The sequence below is a fragment of the Tolumonas osonensis genome (assembly GCF_014202415.1).
Lineage (GTDB): Bacteria > Pseudomonadota > Gammaproteobacteria > Enterobacterales > Aeromonadaceae > Tolumonas > Tolumonas osonensis.
Genome location: NZ_JACHGR010000008.1, coordinates 213,818 through 230,039, shown reverse-complemented (window position 1 = coordinate 230,039; position 16,222 = coordinate 213,818). Strand labels below are relative to the sequence as shown.

The 16,222-nt window shown below is 52.8% G+C and carries 16 protein-coding genes; 7 read left to right on the top strand and 9 right to left on the bottom strand.

All coding sequences use genetic code 11. The annotated features are described in order from the left end of the window. Positions 1-114 precede the first annotated feature (114 nt). Positions 115-636 (bottom strand): menaquinone-dependent protoporphyrinogen IX dehydrogenase, encoded by a 522-nt coding sequence (gene hemG, locus HNR75_RS12650; protein WP_188027343.1) that lies wholly within the window; start codon positions 634-636, stop codon positions 115-117. A 212-nt stretch (positions 637-848) separates the two neighbouring features. Here hemG and HNR75_RS12645 point away from each other — a divergent pair, with 212 nt between their 5' ends. Genes HNR75_RS12645 through tusA form a run of 4 tightly spaced genes read left to right on the top strand, consistent with a single transcriptional unit; the run spans position 849 to position 4,577 of the window. Next, positions 849-1,571: a response regulator gene (locus tag HNR75_RS12645; RefSeq protein WP_188027342.1), complete on the top strand. Its 723-nt coding sequence runs from the start codon at positions 849-851 to the stop codon at positions 1,569-1,571. Next, a complete protein-coding gene (locus tag HNR75_RS12640) occupies positions 1,561-3,033 on the top strand; it encodes an ATP-binding protein (RefSeq protein WP_246358917.1) in 1,473 nt (490 codons plus the stop codon). The genes HNR75_RS12645 and HNR75_RS12640 overlap by 11 nt, the downstream gene beginning before the upstream one ends. Positions 3,034-3,035: 2 nt before the next feature. Continuing rightward, a complete protein-coding gene (locus HNR75_RS12635) occupies positions 3,036-4,289 on the top strand; it encodes an ABC transporter substrate-binding protein (RefSeq protein WP_188027341.1) in 1,254 nt (417 codons plus the stop codon). A 39-nt stretch (positions 4,290-4,328) separates the two neighbouring features. Continuing rightward, entirely contained in the window at positions 4,329-4,577 is a 249-nt protein-coding gene (gene tusA, locus HNR75_RS12630; RefSeq protein ID WP_188027340.1) for a sulfurtransferase TusA, read from the top strand. Positions 4,578-4,596: 19 nt separating this feature from the next. Here tusA and cbl read toward each other — a convergent pair whose 3' ends face one another. From cbl to HNR75_RS12590, 8 genes are all read right to left on the bottom strand, one after another. Continuing rightward, a complete protein-coding gene (cbl, locus tag HNR75_RS12625) occupies positions 4,597-5,553 on the bottom strand; it encodes an HTH-type transcriptional regulator Cbl (RefSeq protein WP_188027339.1) in 957 nt (318 codons plus the stop codon). Continuing rightward, entirely contained in the window at positions 5,550-6,635 is a 1,086-nt protein-coding gene (locus tag HNR75_RS12620; protein WP_188027338.1) for a sulfate/molybdate ABC transporter ATP-binding protein, read from the bottom strand. Before HNR75_RS12620 ends, cbl begins: the two co-directional genes overlap by 4 nt. Positions 6,636-6,651: 16 nt before the next feature. Next, positions 6,652-7,467: a sulfate ABC transporter permease subunit CysW gene (gene cysW / locus HNR75_RS12615; RefSeq protein WP_246358915.1), complete on the bottom strand. Its 816-nt coding sequence runs from the start codon at positions 7,465-7,467 to the stop codon at positions 6,652-6,654. Next, positions 7,467-8,303, bottom strand: coding sequence for a sulfate ABC transporter permease subunit CysT (gene cysT / locus HNR75_RS12610; RefSeq protein ID WP_188027337.1), 837 nt, complete (start codon positions 8,301-8,303; stop codon positions 7,467-7,469). Before cysT ends, cysW begins: the two co-directional genes overlap by 1 nt. A 118-nt stretch (positions 8,304-8,421) precedes the next feature. Then, positions 8,422-8,961 (bottom strand): RBBP9/YdeN family alpha/beta hydrolase, encoded by a 540-nt coding sequence (locus HNR75_RS12605; protein WP_188027336.1) that lies wholly within the window; start codon positions 8,959-8,961, stop codon positions 8,422-8,424. Between the two features lie 66 nt (positions 8,962-9,027). Then, positions 9,028-10,029, bottom strand: a complete 1,002-nt coding sequence (locus tag HNR75_RS12600; RefSeq protein ID WP_188027335.1) for a sulfate ABC transporter substrate-binding protein — start codon at positions 10,027-10,029, stop codon at positions 9,028-9,030. Between the two features lie 118 nt (positions 10,030-10,147). Next, positions 10,148-11,164: a zinc transporter ZntB gene (gene zntB, locus HNR75_RS12595; RefSeq protein ID WP_188027334.1), complete on the bottom strand. Its 1,017-nt coding sequence runs from the start codon at positions 11,162-11,164 to the stop codon at positions 10,148-10,150. A gap of 15 nt (positions 11,165-11,179) precedes the next feature. Then, positions 11,180-11,755, bottom strand: coding sequence for a DNA-3-methyladenine glycosylase I (locus HNR75_RS12590; protein WP_188027333.1), 576 nt, complete (start codon positions 11,753-11,755; stop codon positions 11,180-11,182). 106 nt (positions 11,756-11,861) lie between these two features. Between HNR75_RS12590 and glyQ the strand changes: the two genes are divergently transcribed. From glyQ to HNR75_RS12575, 3 genes are all read left to right on the top strand, one after another. Further along, positions 11,862-12,776: a glycine--tRNA ligase subunit alpha gene (gene glyQ / locus HNR75_RS12585; RefSeq protein ID WP_188027332.1), complete on the top strand. Its 915-nt coding sequence runs from the start codon at positions 11,862-11,864 to the stop codon at positions 12,774-12,776. Between the two features lie 12 nt (positions 12,777-12,788). Continuing rightward, complete coding sequence (gene glyS, locus HNR75_RS12580; protein ID WP_188027331.1) at positions 12,789-14,861, top strand: glycine--tRNA ligase subunit beta; 2,073 nt, start codon at positions 12,789-12,791, stop codon at positions 14,859-14,861. Between the two features lie 102 nt (positions 14,862-14,963). Then, entirely contained in the window at positions 14,964-16,205 is a 1,242-nt protein-coding gene (locus HNR75_RS12575) for a valine--pyruvate transaminase (RefSeq protein WP_188027330.1), read from the top strand. Positions 16,206-16,222: the final 17 nt, after the last annotated feature.

Below are 16,222 nucleotides of genomic sequence, written 5' to 3'. Positions count from 1 at the left end.
ATCTTTACTGACGTAACTCGCTGATTCCTCAGTTCGTTGCGGCGTCTGCCGTGTCAGTGAGGGCGCATTATAGGGAGCAAAGTTTTTTAGGCAAGTGCTTTTTTGCTATTTTTGTTATTTCAGCAATCGTTCGGCGAATTTTTGCACACTTGACCAATTTGTGAACTCAATATCACAACTGGTATCGGTATTTCCCCCTGTCATCCACATAATGAGCTGGATAATTCGCTTCTGCCACCAGTTATATTGCGAGTACCGCAATGCGCCAGCGAATACAGCAACGTGCTGTGGTTTCCATACTGTCTGCTGTAGCCACTTGCGGGTATAGGGATTGGTTTCCGGCGTATTCTTCTCTTCCTTTCTTGCTACCAGATTAACTGCAACAAAAGCCGACTCTTTTTCTTTTAGTGCTGTTGAATGCTGAGCCACAAATTTGTTCAGACTTGAATGAAAGTGGCCGTAGCGAATGGAGGCAGCAATCAGCACTTTGTCATAAGCAGTCAGATCGATGATGGGATTTTCGTGCAGGTTATACCAATCGGCCTGCCAATCCGGTGCGTGTGTGAGCATGGCGTCTACTATCTTGCGGGTTTGCCCTTCCCTGCTGGAATAAAGAACCAGAATTCGTTTTGTCATGAGTTCGCGGTGTCCTTGTGCTTTTTGTCGAGATTTTTCCCACTTCTATATTAGCAATCTTTTATTCCGCACAATATGCAACAAACAGTTCATTTTGGAACCGGTTACAGATACAAACAGCAAATTAGCCCTACCTTCCTTGGCGTTTTCTTGCTTTTTTGCAACAGAATGTGTTCAATTCTTGCATTAACAGAATTGTACGAAGGTTATTCATGGCGAAAGGTAAACCGATCCTGATTGTGGATGATGACCAGGAAATCAGGGAATTATTAAAAGAATACCTGACCAGGGCTGGATTTGATGTTTTGACTGCCTGTGATGGTGTTGAAATGTACCAGCAACTTGCACAATCAACGCCTGAACTGATTATTCTCGACATTATGATGCCGGGCGATGATGGTTTTAACCTTTGCCAGCAGATCCGACGTAAATCACAGGTACCGATCATTATGTTGACTGCCGCCTCTGATGAGGCGGACCGAGTCATCGGTCTGGAGCTGGGCGCGGATGACTATATTGCGAAACCATTCAGTCCACGTGAATTGATGGCTCGCATCAAAGCCTTGTTGCGCCGAGCCGAATTCCGCCAGCCGGAAAAAGAAGTCGTCTCCGGTCGCAAACTGAAGTTCGCCGGCTGGACACTCGATACCCGGACGCAGTTACTGACGCATGATGATGGTTCTGGCATTGATCTGACCGGTAGTGACTTTATTTTACTGCATCTCTTTTTGCAGCATCCAGGGCAGATCCTGGACCGGGATACGATCAGCGATGCAACCAGAGGGCGTGAGTCGTTACCAATGGAACGCGGTATTGATGTTCAGATCAGTCGTCTGCGACAGAAATTAGGCGATAACGGGAAAGGTCCGCGCATTATTAAAACCATTCGTGGCAGTGGTTATATGCTGATTGCTGATGTCGAGCATGAAGAGTAACCGCTTGCGCCGTTTCTTCTTCTTATTCTATCCGCGGTCGCTATTGTCGCGGATGCTGCTGCTATTACTGCTGGCGATCATTCTGGCACAGAGCCTGATTTCAGGGATCTGGATGCAGCAGTTGGAAAAACGGGAAGTAGACGGCATGCTGGCGGCAACCCGTGATTTGGCTAATTCAGCGGCCGCTACCGTCAGCTTCTTCACGTCTCTGCCTTTGCAATATCGCCCTATTGCATTAGATCAACTGCGAAATATGGGTGGCAGCCGTTTTTTTGTTTCATTAAACAAACAGGAAATTATTCTCAACGGGATCCAGGATAGTCCAAAGAAACAGCTGGTGTTGAAAGAGGTGAATCAGACACTGCTGCATAAGCTGGGACAGAGCATGCTGATCAAAACGGACTTTTCCTACCCGGCTGATTTACATGTATTCAATAATGAAACGCTGCTTTCCGATATTCCCCCCTCATGGTCACGCTATACGCTATTGATGGAGCCGATTAACCCGCCGATCCTGGTTACGCAAATAAAACTGGATAACGGCGAGTGGCTGTATCTGGCTGCGTTATTGCCGGCACCCTATATGACGCTGGATGAGAATGTGGTTTCACCGCATCAGTTCCGTTTCATTATATTGCTGACGATCATTCTGTTCCCGTTTACCTTTGCCCTGGTACGCTGGCAAACCCGTCCGTTACGTCATCTGGCGGCAGCGGCTGTCAGCCTGGGTAAAGATATTGATCAGCCGCCATTACCGGAAGCCGGAGCCAGTGAGATAGTCGCCGTTACCCGTGCGATCAATATTATGCAGCAGCGTATCCGGCGGTATATCGGTGATCGGGAGAAACTGTTCAGTTCCATTTCTCATGACCTGAAAACGCCGATTACCCGTCTCCGGTTGCGTGTTGAATTGCTGGATGATGATACCCAGATCGAAAAATTCAGTAAGGATTTGGACGATCTGGAGATGATGGTCAAGGGTGCCTTGCAGACTGTAAAAGATACCCATATCCACGAAAATATTGAATCCATTGACATTAACCGGCTGCTGGCGGATATGGCGGAAGACTATAATCTGCTGGAACCTCGTGTCACCATCGAGGGTCATTGCAAACATCTCTACCGGGGTAAACCACTGGCACTGAAACGTTGTATCGCCAATCTGATTGATAATGCGATTAAATATGGTGATCAGGCTCGCGTCATTGTCATGGATGATTTGGAAAAAAACAGCCAAACGAACATGCTATACCTTTATGTCATCGATGAGGGTCCTGGTCTGCCGGAACAGCAGTTGGAGAAGGTTTTTGAACCTTATTACCGTCTGGCACAGGATAGCAGTGGTAATGGCCTCGGTTTGGGTATTGCCCGAAGTATTGCCCGTGCTCATGGTGGTGACCTGGTGTTGGAAAACCGCCCTCACGGCGGTTTACAGGCAATTCTTTCCCTGCCAAGGAACTGATAATGACCTTCCGTTCTTACCTTGTATCCAGTTTGATGCTGTCACTGGTCTCTGTCTCTGCCATGGCCTCTTCGGTAGAGGTGCTGCACTGGTGGACTGCCGGCGGAGAAGCCAAGGCGGCCAATGTATTTCGCAGCTACTGGCAAGCGCTGGGTAATGAGTGGCAGGATTCTGCCATCTCCGGTGGCGGCGGCAAATCGGCCATGACCGTGCTGAAAAGCCGGGCGCTCTCCGGTACCCCACCAGAGGCGGCGCATCTGAAAGGCAGCGAGCTCCAGGAGTGGGCTGCTTTGGGCTTTCTGCGTAATCTGGATCATGTCGCCAGACAGGGGGAATGGGAAAAGGTATTGCCGGAATTTGTTCAGCACAGCGTACAGTCCAAGGGACATTATGTTGCTGTACCGGTTGGTATTCACCGGGTTAACTGGTTGTGGGTTAACCCGCAAGTCTTTGCGCGCTATCAGCTGACCCCTCCGGAAACCTGGCCTCAGTTATTAACCATTGCCAGAAAACTGAAACAGGCCGGTATCACCCCTCTGGCCATTGGTGATGACCAGTGGCAACTCAATATTCTGTTTGAAGCGATTGTATTGGGTGAAGGCGGTAGTGATTTTTATCGTCGTGCGTTCGTTCAGCTTGATCAGACGACGTTACAAAGTGACACCATGCTGCACTTGCTGGAACTGTTCCACCAGCTACGGGATTATATTTCGGATGATTACGGCGATATAAAATGGAATCAGGCCACCCACATGCTGGTTGAAGGTTCTGCCGCAATGCAGCTGATGGGCGACTGGGTAAAAGGCGAATTGACCGCAGCGAATGTGATCCCGGGTAAGGATATTCTCTGTCTGCCGGCACCTGGCACCAATGGAAAGTTCAGCTACAACCTCGATTCGATTGCGATGTTTGATGTCAAGGATCACCAGAAACAGCAGGCACAACTGCAGTTGGCCAACATGATCATGACAGCGGATTTTCAGCAGGCTTTTAACCGGGTAAAAGGCTCCATTCCGGTGTTGCAACAGCAGCCACTGACCAGTTTTGATCACTGTGCCCAGAATTCTGCGCAGCAGTTGCAACAGGCAATAAAGGAACAGCAACTGGTTCCGAGCATGGCAGAAGGCATGGCAAACTCAAGCTATGTCCGGTTGGCTATCGGTGATGTACTGAGCGGTTATTTCAATAATCCGGATGGTGATGCCAAACTGGCGGCACGACAGCTGGCACGGGCGGTACTCTCCGCCCAGCGTTAATGATATGCTCTGCAGGGTTGTAGATGCAGAGGAACAGACATGACTTTTTCGGCTGAAAATATCGACCAGACACTGGATGCCAGTGGTTTGCGTTGCCCTGAGCCGGTAATGATGGTTCGTAAAACCGTACGTCTGATGCAGGAGGGGGAAACCCTGCTGGTCATCGCCGATGACCCGGCTACGGTGCGGGATATTCCAAGCTTCTGCCGTTTTATGGATCACACGCTGTTAGCCAGCGAGACCGAAAATCCACCCTACCGCTATCTGATCCGTAAAGGGCTGAATTAATCTCAGCCCTCTTCTCTTGTTAGATTTCGTAATGCAACGGTGTCTGAATATCGCCGGTGGAAAATACCTGCGCCTGAATATCACTGGCAGATAACGCGGGATTACAAAGCTGCAGGAAATGCCAGGCAAAATTTGGCTGCAGTTTGCCTTTTTTCAGTCCGAACCAGGCTGTATTGGCCGGGAACAGATGTTCTGCACTCAAGCGGACCAGATTGCTGTCTTTCACCGAATCGATCGCCATATCAGCCAGGATCCCGACACCAAGCCCGAGCTCCACGTAGGTTTTGATGACATCGGAATCCTGCGCACTTAACACAATATCCGGTTCGATATCCGCCATTGCAAACGCGGCATCAATCTTGGTACGGCCGGTGAGGCCACTCTGGTAGGTAACCAGCGGCCAGGCACTCAAATCCTCCAGTGTGACTTCCGGCAACTCGGTCAACGGATGCCCCCGGGGAACCAGGATCGCGTGATGCCAGCTGTAATAGGGAAATGCGGCGATCTCGTCATAATCTGCCAGCAGCTCACTGGAGAGACCGATATCCGTTTCGCCACTGAGCAGCATAGAGACGATTTCGGCCGGACTCCCCTGATGCAAGACCAGCTGCACCTGAGGATATTGAGTGCGGAATTCCTTGATGATACCCGGCAACGCATACCGGGCTTGGGTATGTGTGGTCGCCACATGCAACCGGCCACGATCGCTGTTGGTAAAGTTATCCGCCAGACGGCGGATGTTATTGGCTTCGGTCAGAATACGCTCTGCCATTGTCAGCAGCGCCTTCCCCGGCTCCGTCATACCCAGCAGTCGCTTACCCCGACGGATAAAGAGCTCAACGCCAAGCTCGTCTTCCAGTTCTTTAATATGCCGGCTGACGCCGGATTGGGAGGTATAGAGAGTATTGGCCACTTCGGTCAGATTGAAGTGGCAGCGCGCTGCTTCACGGATAATCTTGAGCTGTTGAAAATTCAAGCCACGTTGTCCTTAGTTTCCGACTGATACAGCTGCGCCTGACGAGCCACCAGCCTGACTGATTTACCTGGCAATAACTCTAACATACTTACCCGCTCGCGCGGCACATCCACTTCAATCAGTGTGCGGGCCACTCCATTATTTGCGGTCACCTCCACTCGGTAGGCCGCGCCAAACGGCAGTATCCGCACCACGGTTGCCGGAATGCCGTGCGGCACATTGGCCGGCAACAACTCCAGTTCATGCGGGCGTACATAGGCGATGGTGCTGACATCAGCCTCCGTTTGTCCGGAGACATTGTTGGTCAGTGTGGCACCGGAAATATCCAGATGACCGCTATGCAGTTTGCCGTGGAACAGGTTCACGGTACCGAGGAAACGGTGCACGAATTCGGTCGCCGGTTTTTCATATACTTCCTGCGGCGTGGCGAACTGTTCAATTCGCCCAGCATTCATCAGTACCACGCGATCCGCCACTTCCAGCGCCTCTTCCTGATCGTGGGTCACGAACAGGCTGGTGACATGCAGTTCATCGTGCAGACGACGCAGCCAGCGGCGCAGCTCTTTACGTACCTGCGCATCCAGGGCGCCGAAGGGTTCGTCCAGCAGCAATACCTGCGGTTCTACTGCCAGTGCACGCGCCAGCGCCACACGCTGACGCTGCCCTCCCGACAGTTGGGTCGGATACCGGTCGGCAACATGTCCTAACTGCACCAGATCCAGCAGACTTTTTACCTTTTTCTGGATCTCGTTTTCGCTCGGACGCACCTTGCGCGGTTTTACCCGCAGACCAAACGCCACATTCTCGAAGATCGTCATATGCCGAAACAAGGCATAGTGCTGGAATACAAAGCCGACATGCCGATCCCGGACATGCAGATCGGAAGCATCCGTGCCATTCAGCAGAATCCGGCCGCTGTCCGCTTGTTCCAGACCCGCAATAATACGCAATAGGGTGGTTTTACCACATCCGGACGGACCTAACAGCGCCACCAGCTCTCCGGTCGGGAAAGTGATGTTGATGTCATGCAGTGCGGCAAACTGGTTGAAGCGTTTCTCAATGTGCTCTACCTGAATACTCATGACTGACAACTCCTCATTAACGATGGCGCAGGCGGTTTAATACGGTTTCCGCCAGCAGGGTAAACAGACCAAACAGAGCCAGCAGGGATGCCACGGCAAAAGCAGCATTCGTCTGGTATTCGTTATATAAAATTTCAATATGCAGCGGCAGTGTATTGGTTTGACCACGGATATGTCCGGAGACAACGGAAACCGCGCCAAACTCGCCGACCGCACGCGCCGTACACAGGATCACACCGTAGAGCAGGCTCCAGCGTATCCCCGGCAAGGTCACGCGCCAGAATGTCTGCCAACCGTTCGCCCCCAGGACCTGCGCGGCTTCTTCCTCTTCCGAGCCGCGGGCTTCCATTTGCGGCAGCAGTTCACGCACGACAAACGGCACCGTAATAAACATGGTGGCGAGAATAATCCCCGGGGTATTGAAGATAATTTGCAGGTCCTGTTCCTGTAGCCACTCTCCAAACCAGCCGCGATTACCGAACAGCAGCACAAACATCAGTCCGGCTATGACCGGTGATACCGAGAATGGCAGGTCAATCAGCGTGATCAGAGCCTGACGGCCACGGAAACGGAAGCGTCCGATCGCCCAGGCAGCCGTTAATCCGAACAGGATATTCAGCGGCACCGAGCAAATCACGGTAAACAGCGTTAGCCGCAACGCTGCCAGCGCATCAGTATCCACCAGACTTTGCCAGAAGAATGCAAGACCTTTTGCCAGCGCCTGAGTAAACACGACAGCGAGTGGCAACAGCAGCAGTGCCGCAAACCAGCCCGCCCCCAGCAATATCAGCAGATAACGAACCCAGCGCGGTTCAGATGTAATCGAGGTCATTAACGGGTTCCTCCCAGACGCTGCCAGCTCCAGGCTTGCAACTGGTTAATCAGCAGTAACAGAGCAAAAGAGACCGCCAACATCACCGTGGCTATCGCGGCAGCGCCGGCGTAGTCATACTCTTCCAGGTGACTCATGATCATCAGCGGTGCAATTTCCGATACCATCGGCAGGTTACCGGCAATAAAAATCACCGAGCCGTATTCGCCGACCGCACGGGCAAATGCCAGTGCAAATCCGGTTAAAGCTGAAGGCACCATGGCCGGAAAAATGATACGGCGGAACGTTGTCCAGCGACTGGCACCCAGACAGGCTGCAGCTTCTTCCAGTTCACGCTCATGCTCTTTCAGCACCGGCTGCATGGTACGCACCACAAACGGTAATCCGATAAAGGTCAGCGCAATCACGATACCAACGGGATTAAACGCCAGCTTGATACCGAAGGGAGCAAAGAACTGTCCAATCCAGCCATTGCCCGCATAGATAGCCGATAAGGCAATGCCGGACACGGCCGTTGGCATGGCAAACGGCAGGTCGATCAGTGCATCCATTATGCGTTTTCCGAAAAACTGATAACGCACCAGTATCCACGCGATAATGGAACCGAAGATGGTATTCAGTAATGCGGCAACGGCCGAGGCACCAAAACTCAGTTTATAGGACGCGATAACCCGCGGGCTGCTGACAACATGCCAGAACTGGCTCAGTTCCTGTTTGGTCAGGCTGTATAACACCAGCGCAGATAAGGGCAGTAAGACCATCAGGCTCAGATACAGCAAACTGAACCCCAGTGTCGGTGCAAAACCCGGCAAGACAGAACGAGATCGAAAACGCATGGACTATTTCCTCACAGTACGATGCATTTCACATCGCTTTATGCGTATTCTTCAGTCTGTTGTGCCGTAAAACAAATAAGAAAAAAAGCAATCTATATCCATTTTTTGGATATAGCGGCTATTTTAATGCACAGACCGCTTCATCCTGTAACTGGCAATGCCAGCGTAACAGAGCCAATCCTTCCGCCCATGGGCCATGCCCGGACTCAGCATTGATGTGACGCAGCGGCCCCAGCAGGCTGAATGGCAACCGCCAGCGCTGACTCCAGAAACAGACCCGATCCAGCGGCATCCACGGATCATTGCTGCTCGCGATGATGCGGCCCGTTGCTGCTGCCGGATGATTAATTAACGCCTCCTGAACCCCCAGTAAATCGGGGTCAGCTGGCGCAACCAGAAATAAAGAACTGACTTTCTCCGGTAGCTGTCGTGCCGCATACAGACTGGCCAGACAGCCGAACGAGTGCGCCACCAGCGTCAGTGGCTGCTGGCTGTTCGCAAGCTGTTCAATCACCGGTTGTGCCCAGCGCAGCAAATCCGGTGTGGTCCAGTCCGACTGCGCCACTCGCAGCCAGTGCGGATGTTGCTGATGCCACAGCGTTTGCCAGTGCTGCGGACCGGAATCATGCAAACCGGGAACAAGCAGAATATTATTCATAGCAGATACTCTTGAAACGACAGCAGGCCCCACTGGCGTGAGGCGCTACACAGGCTGACGGTAAATTTATAATCCGGGTTGATATAACTGATCAAAGATTCCGCCATTGGCAAAATGCTTCTGTTGCGCGCTATCCCAGTTACCCTCCAGATCGCGGATGGTAAATAATTTTACCGGTGCAAACTGGCTGGCGAATTCTTTGGCAATTTCCGGGTTGCCAGGACGATAGTAATGCTTAGCCGCAATCCGTTGTGCATCATCGGAATAGAGCTGTTCCACATAGGCCTTGGCCACCGCCTCAGTACCATGCTTTTTCGCGATTTTATCTACGACGGCAACCGGCGGCTCGGCCAGGATCGACTCGGAAGGCACAATCAATTCGAAACGGTCTTTACCCAGTTCATTCAGTACCAGATAGGCTTCGTTTTCCCAGGCAATCAGTACATCACCCAGATCACGTTCTACGAAACTGGTGGTCGAAGCCCGCGCCCCGGAATCCAGCACTTTAACATTACGATATAACCGGCTGACAAAGTCCCGGGCGCCTTGTTCATTGCCGGTTTTATGCAGCGCATACCCCCAAGCCGCCATATAGTTCCAGCGCGCACCACCGGAGGTTTTCGGGTTTGCCGTGACCACTTCCACATCCGGACGGATCAGATCATCCCAGTCTTTAATCTGTTTCGGATTGTCCTTGCGTACCAGAAACACAATAGTAGAAGTGAATGGTGAGGCATGATTCGGCAGCTTGCTTTCCCAGTCAGCAGCAACCAGACCCTGCTGTGCCACTTTATTGATATCCTGTGCCAGCGCCAGTGTGATGATATCGGCATTCAGACCTTCAATCACCGACCGCGCCTGCTTGCCGGAGCCACCATGGGACTGGTTTACCTTAACCGTATCACCGTGCTGCTGCTGCCAGTACTGAGAGAAGTATTGGTTGTATTCCTGATACAGTTCCCGGGTTGGATCGTAAGACACATTCAGTAATTTCACTTCTTCCGCCATCAGGTGTGGCGCGACTAAGAGACTCAGCACTCCGAGCGCTGACAACACTGCTTTTTTCATGGCGAACTCCGGTTACATACTTTTACAGGTAAATTGCCGGAATCCCCTTCTGAACTGAACTAAATAGATTCGCTTTGATTATCCAAAAAAAGCATAAAGAAGTGACAGGATGTGCTGACTACACCCATTTCCGCAGTTTCAGCCATGACAGAATGCTACCGGCAACCAGTAGCAACAACAGACAGAAACTGGCAAATCCCCACGGAGAATTCCCCCCGGGAATACCGCCCAGATTGACGCCAAGTAGACCGGAAAAAAAGGATAACGGTAAAAAGATCATGGCAAACAATGACATAATATAGGTTCGCCGGTTCATCGCCTCGGTCATTAAGGCATTGATTTCATCCGCCAGCAGCGAGGTCCGCGCAATACTGGCATCCAGGTCTTCCAGCCAGCGTCCCATGCGATCGGCGATGTCCTGCAGGTGACGGTGATCTTCCTTATCCAGCCAGCTGATTTTCTCATTTGCCAGCCGGCTGAAAACATCGCGTTGCGGTGCCAGATAACGGCGTAACACAATCAACTGACGGCGGATTTCCACCAGTTCCCGGCGTGACGGAATGCGGTGTTCCAGAATGTCGTCTTCCAGCCGGACAATCTTGTCCATGAGCTCATCAATAAAATCCCCGGCCTGTTCCGCCAGATTTTCACAGACATCGACCAGCCAGTCGGCGGTGGACTTAGGCCCCAGACCCTGCCGCAGATTGCGCACCACCTGTTCCACGGCATACACCCGGCGATGCCGCGTGGAAATAATCAGCTGATCGGTAATATAAAAGCGGATTGCCACCATGTGATCCGGCCGCTGACCTTCGTTATGGTTGATTCCGCGCAGTGTCAGTTGCAGACCATTATTCACTTTGACCAGTTTTGGCCGGTTGCTCTCGCCCAGCAGCGCATGCCGGATAACATCCGGTACCAGCGGCGAAATACTCAACCACGCCTGTGCACTCTCCGACGAATAATCAAGATGCAGCCAGCAGCGCTCCGCCGGCACCGATCCCCCTGCCGACAGTTTGTGGTAACGCCCATTGCCATCCAGTTGCATCGCCAGTACCGGCTCAGCCGGCACGGTCGCTTTAGGCTGATGCAGTGATGATTTCGGATGAGGGTGGAACGGTAAATTCTCCGACATATTTCGCCTTTCTGATCAGGAATGCAGGGGGTTACACAGACTATGCCACGGACAGTCAATCAGGTGATCGTTCACCATCCCGACCGCCTGCATATAAGCATAACAGATGGTCGGACCAACAAATTTAAAACCGGCTTTTTTCAGTGCCTTAGACATGGCTTCCGCCTGTGGTGTCACAGCCGGCACCTCACTGCTTTGCTGCCAGTGATTGACGACGGGTTGACCACCGACAAACTGCCAGATCCATTCAGAAAATGAAATGCCCTGTTGCTGTAGTGCCAGATAGGCCCGGGCATTCTGGATAATGGCCTGAATCTTGAGTCTGTTACGGATAATTCTGGAATCGGACATCAGGGCTTGTACCTGCGCCTCATCAAATTCAGCCAGCCGGACCGGATCAAAATCAGCAAACAGCCGGTGGTAGTCCGGTATCCGTTTCAGAATGGTCAGCCAGGAGAGTCCGGCCTGCTGTCCTTCCAGACACAGCATGGCAAACAGCTTCCGATCATCATATTCCGGACGTCCCCAGTGCTGGTCGTGGTAAGCAATATAGTCGGGATCTGTCATGATCCAGGCACAATGTCGTTCCATTCTCGCTCCATGGGTGGAATTTGCCTATATTCCCGCCGTTTACGGGGTTATACTTCTTCAGTTTATCCGCTCAGTATTCACTGACTAATCAAGCGTATTATCTATCATGCAGAAATTTGATATTAAAACATTTCAGGGACTCATTTTATCCCTGCAAGATTACTGGGCCCGCCAGGGTTGTGTCATTTCACAACCGCTCGACATGGAAGTGGGCGCTGGTACTTCACATCCGATGACTTTCTTACGTTCCATTGGTCCGGAGCCGATGAACTGCGCCTACGTGCAGCCATCCCGTCGTCCGACCGATGGTCGCTACGGTGAAAACCCGAACCGTCTGCAACACTATTACCAGTTTCAGGTTATTCTGAAACCGTCACCAGACAATATCCAGGAACTGTATCTCGGTTCGCTGCGTGAGCTGGGTTTTGACCCGCTGGTTCACGACATCCGTTTCGTGGAAGATAACTGGGAAAACCCAACGCTGGGCGCCTGGGGTCTGGGCTGGGAAGTGTGGCTGAACGGGATGGAAGTGACGCAGTTCACCTACTTCCAGCAAGTCGGCGGTCTGGAATGTTCACCGGTCACCGGTGAAATCACTTACGGTCTGGAACGTCTGGCGATGTATATCCAAGGCGTGGACAGTCTGTACGATCTGGTCTGGGCTGACGGTCCGCTGGGTAAAGTCACCTACCGTGATGTGTTCCATCAGAACGAAGTGGAACAGTCCACCTACAACTTCGAGCACGCCGACGTGCCATTCCTGTTCCAGCTGTTCGATCAGTGCGAAAAAGAGTGTCAGCACCTGCTCGGTCTGGAACAACCACTGCCATTGCCGGCTTACGAACGCATTCTGAAAGCGGCACATGCCTTTAACCTGCTCGACGCCCGTCACGCTATCTCTGTGACCGAACGTCAGCGCTACATCCTGCGGATCCGGACGTTGTCCAAAGCGGTGGCGGAAGCCTATTACGCCGCACGTGAACGTCTCGGCTTCCCGATGTGCAATGCAACCAAAGCGTAAAGGTATAAGCAAATGGCAACAGAAAACTTTTTGATTGAACTTGGCACCGAAGAGCTGCCACCAAAAGCACTGCGTAAACTGGCGCAGGCGTTTGCTGATAACTTTACTGCCGAACTGGACAAGGCCGGTCTGGCACATCAGGGCGTACAGTGGTTCGCCGCGCCTCGCCGTCTGGCTCTGAAAGTGGCGGAGCTGGCCGACAAGCAGGCCGACAAGCAGGTTGAGAAACGCGGTCCGGCCGTTGCCGCTGCGTTTGATGCTGCCGGAAACCCGACACCAGCCGCTGCTGGCTGGGCCAAGTCCAACGGTATCGAAGTAGCGCAGGCGGAACGTCTGGCTACCGACAAAGGCGAATGGCTGGTTTACCGCGCGAATGTAGCCGGTCTGCCAACCACCGAGCTGCTGCCGGCGATGGTTGCTGCCGCGCTGGCTGGTCTGCCGATTCCGAAACCAATGCGCTGGGGCGCGAAACGCACCCAGTTCATCCGTCCGGTACACACCCTGTGTATGCTGTTCGGTGGCGAACTGGTGGCCGGTGAGGTATTAGGTCTGCACTCGGCCCGTATCATCCGCGGTCACCGTTTCATGGGTGAAGCGCAGTTTGAAATCAGCCACGCGGATCAATATCCGACCCTGCTGCTGGAAAAAGGCAAGGTACAGGCCGATTACGAAGCGCGTAAAGCCTTCATCAAAGCCGGTGCCGAAGCAGCGGCGCAGCAACTGGGTGGTATCGCCGATATCGAAGAAGCACTGCTGGAAGAAGTTACTTCCTTGGTGGAATGGCCGGTTATCCTGACTGCCACCTTCGAAGAAAAATTCCTGGCGGTACCGGCCGAAGCACTGGTGCATACCATGAAGGGTGACCAGAAATACTTCCCGGTGTATGACAGCAACGGCAAACTGCTGCCAAACTTCATCTTCGTCAGCAACATCGAATCGAAAGACCCGACCCAGATCATTCAGGGGAACGAACGTGTGGTTCGCCCTCGCCTGTCCGATGCCGAGTTCTTCTTCAATACTGACAAGAAACACACCCTGGCTTCCCGTCTGGAAAGTCTGGACACCGTGCTGTTCCAGCAACAGCTGGGCACGCTGAAAGACAAGTCCGTGCGTATCGCCGAGTTGTCTGCGTTCATCGCCGCGCAAATCGGTGCTGACGTGGAACACGCGACCCGTGCCGGTCTGCTGTCCAAATGTGACCTGATGACCAACATGGTGATGGAATTCACCGATACGCAGGGCGTGATGGGCATGCACTATGCGCGTCATGACCACGAAGCGGAAGATGTCGCAGTGGCACTGAACGAGCAGTACATGCCACGTTTTGCCGGTGACGAACTGCCTAACGGTCTGGTCGCCTGCGCGGTCGCGATCGCCGACAAGCTGGATACCCTCGCCGGTATTTTCGGTATCGGTCAGGCACCGAAAGGCGATAAAGACCCGTTCGCGCTGCGTCGCGCCGCGATTGGTACCCTGCGTATCATCGTGGAAAAACAGCTGGATCTGGATCTGGTGACGCTGGTCAGCAAAGCAGCTGAACTTTACGATGGCAAAATCAGCAATAAAACCGTTGTGGAAGAAGTGGTTGATTTCATGCTGGGCCGTTTCCGTGCCTCCTATCAGGAAGCAGGTATCGCGGTGGACGTGATTCAGGCCGTGCTAGCGCGTCGTCCGACTCGTCCGGCTGACTTTGATGCGCGCGTGAAAGCAGTGAGCCATTTCCGTACGCTGGATGCTGCCGAAGCACTGGCTGCGGCTAACAAACGCGTCAGCAACATTCTGGCGAAGTTTGATGGCAAACTGAAAGAGAACGTCGATACCGCCCTGCTGCAGGATCCGGCAGAACAGGTGCTGGCACAGCAGGTTGCAGCAATGGAAGCCAAACTGATGCCTCTGTTTGCCAATGGCGAATATCAGCTCGCACTGACCGAACTGGCAGCATTGCGCGAAGCGGTTGATACTTTTTTCGATAAAGTCATGGTAATGGCGGATGACGAAGCGCTGAAGCTGAACCGTCTGACACTGCTGGCGCGTCTGCAGGCCCTGTTCCTGCAGGCGGCGGATATTTCGTTATTGCAGCAATAACCGGTCGCTGCACATGATTCAAGGCCCGGTTCTCCGGGCCTTATTTTTTCTGTTCCCGTTAATGTTTCACGTGAAACGCAGGGTTAGTGTCGAGACATAGATATGCAATTTTCACAGTTTGGCGAAAAATTCACACGCCTGGCTGGTATCAGCCAGTTGATGGATGATTTGAATGAAGGTCTGAAGAACCCGGAAGCCATCATGCTGGGTGGCGGCAATCCGGCAGCGATTCCACAAATGGTCGAATTATTCCGGCAGGAAACACAGCAGCGGCTGGATGATGGTGCCCTGCTGCAGGCCATGCTGAATTATGACGGCCCGCAGGGTCATGACGGTTTCCGTCAGGCGCTGGCCGGACTGTTCCGTCGCGAGTACGGCTGGAATATCACTGCCGACAATATTGCCCTCACCAACGGCAGTCAGAGTGCTTTCTTCAACCTGTTCAACCTGCTGGCCGGCGATTACGCGGATGGCAAAAAGAAAAAGGTGCTGTTTCCGCTGGCGCCGGAATATATCGGTTATGCCGATGGTGGTCTGGCCGAAGATCAGTTCGTCGCCTGCAAGCCGCATATCGATTTTCTGGAGAATGGGCTGTTCAAATACCGGGTCGACTTTGATGCGTTAGAGGTTGGTGATGACATCGGTATGATCTGCGTCTCCCGTCCGACCAACCCAACCGGGAACGTGCTGACTGACGAAGAGATCATCAAGCTGGATGAAATTGCCCAGGCGAAGAATATTCCGCTGATCATCGATAATGCCTACGGCACACCGTTTCCGCACATCATCTTCAGTGAGGTCAATCCGTTCTGGAACCACAACACCATCCTGTGCATGAGCCTGTCCAAACTGGGCTTGCCGGGTCTGCGCTGTGGTATCGTGATCGCGGATCAGAAGATCATTCAGGCGCTGAGCAATATTTCCGGCATCATCAATCTGGCGCCGAGTGGTATTGGCCCTGCGCTGATGCAACGCTGGGTGGAATCCGGCGATATTCTGAAGCACAGTGCCGATATCATCGCCCCGTTCTATCAGCAGAAAGCGGAACAGGCTGTCCACTGGTTGCAGGAAGCCATCCCCGCGCCCAAACTGCGGATCCATAAACCGGAGGGTGCGCTCTTCCTGTGGTTATGGTTTGAAGGGCTCAGCGTTTCTTCTCAGGAACTGTATGAAAGACTGAAACAGCACGGGCTGATTATCGTACCGGGGCATTATTTCTTCCCTGGTCTGCCGGATAAGAACTGGCGTCACCAGTATGAGTGCATCCGCCTCAATTACGCCCAGCCAGAAGAGAAAGTGAAACAGGGTATTGCGATATTGCAGCAGGTGATCAACGCGCTGTAAGGTTGTATCGGGAATGC

What these genes read in the sequence shown, in the direction of transcription:
- tusA (WP_188027340.1), top strand. Translation starts at nt 4,329, where the DNA reads ATGACTTTTTCGGCTGAAAATATCGACCAGACACTGGATGCCAGTGGT.
- HNR75_RS12645 (WP_188027342.1), top strand. Translation starts at nt 849, where the DNA reads ATGGCGAAAGGTAAACCGATCCTGATTGTGGATGATGACCAGGAAATC.
- HNR75_RS12605 (WP_188027336.1), bottom strand. Translation starts at nt 8,961, where the DNA reads ATGAATAATATTCTGCTTGTTCCCGGTTTGCATGATTCCGGTCCGCAG.
- HNR75_RS12600 (WP_188027335.1), bottom strand. Translation starts at nt 10,029, where the DNA reads ATGAAAAAAGCAGTGTTGTCAGCGCTCGGAGTGCTGAGTCTCTTAGTC.
- HNR75_RS12575 (WP_188027330.1), top strand. Translation starts at nt 14,964, where the DNA reads ATGCAATTTTCACAGTTTGGCGAAAAATTCACACGCCTGGCTGGTATC.
- HNR75_RS12640 (WP_246358917.1), top strand. Translation starts at nt 1,561, where the DNA reads ATGAAGAGTAACCGCTTGCGCCGTTTCTTCTTCTTATTCTATCCGCGG.
- hemG (WP_188027343.1), bottom strand. Translation starts at nt 636, where the DNA reads ATGACAAAACGAATTCTGGTTCTTTATTCCAGCAGGGAAGGGCAAACC.
- cysW (WP_246358915.1), bottom strand. Translation starts at nt 7,467, where the DNA reads ATGACCTCGATTACATCTGAACCGCGCTGGGTTCGTTATCTGCTGATA.
- zntB (WP_188027334.1), bottom strand. Translation starts at nt 11,164, where the DNA reads ATGTCGGAGAATTTACCGTTCCACCCTCATCCGAAATCATCACTGCAT.
- HNR75_RS12620 (WP_188027338.1), bottom strand. Translation starts at nt 6,635, where the DNA reads ATGAGTATTCAGGTAGAGCACATTGAGAAACGCTTCAACCAGTTTGCC.
- HNR75_RS12590 (WP_188027333.1), bottom strand. Translation starts at nt 11,755, where the DNA reads ATGGAACGACATTGTGCCTGGATCATGACAGATCCCGACTATATTGCT.
- glyQ (WP_188027332.1), top strand. Translation starts at nt 11,862, where the DNA reads ATGCAGAAATTTGATATTAAAACATTTCAGGGACTCATTTTATCCCTG.
- glyS (WP_188027331.1), top strand. Translation starts at nt 12,789, where the DNA reads ATGGCAACAGAAAACTTTTTGATTGAACTTGGCACCGAAGAGCTGCCA.
- HNR75_RS12635 (WP_188027341.1), top strand. Translation starts at nt 3,036, where the DNA reads ATGACCTTCCGTTCTTACCTTGTATCCAGTTTGATGCTGTCACTGGTC.
- cysT (WP_188027337.1), bottom strand. Translation starts at nt 8,303, where the DNA reads ATGCGTTTTCGATCTCGTTCTGTCTTGCCGGGTTTTGCACCGACACTG.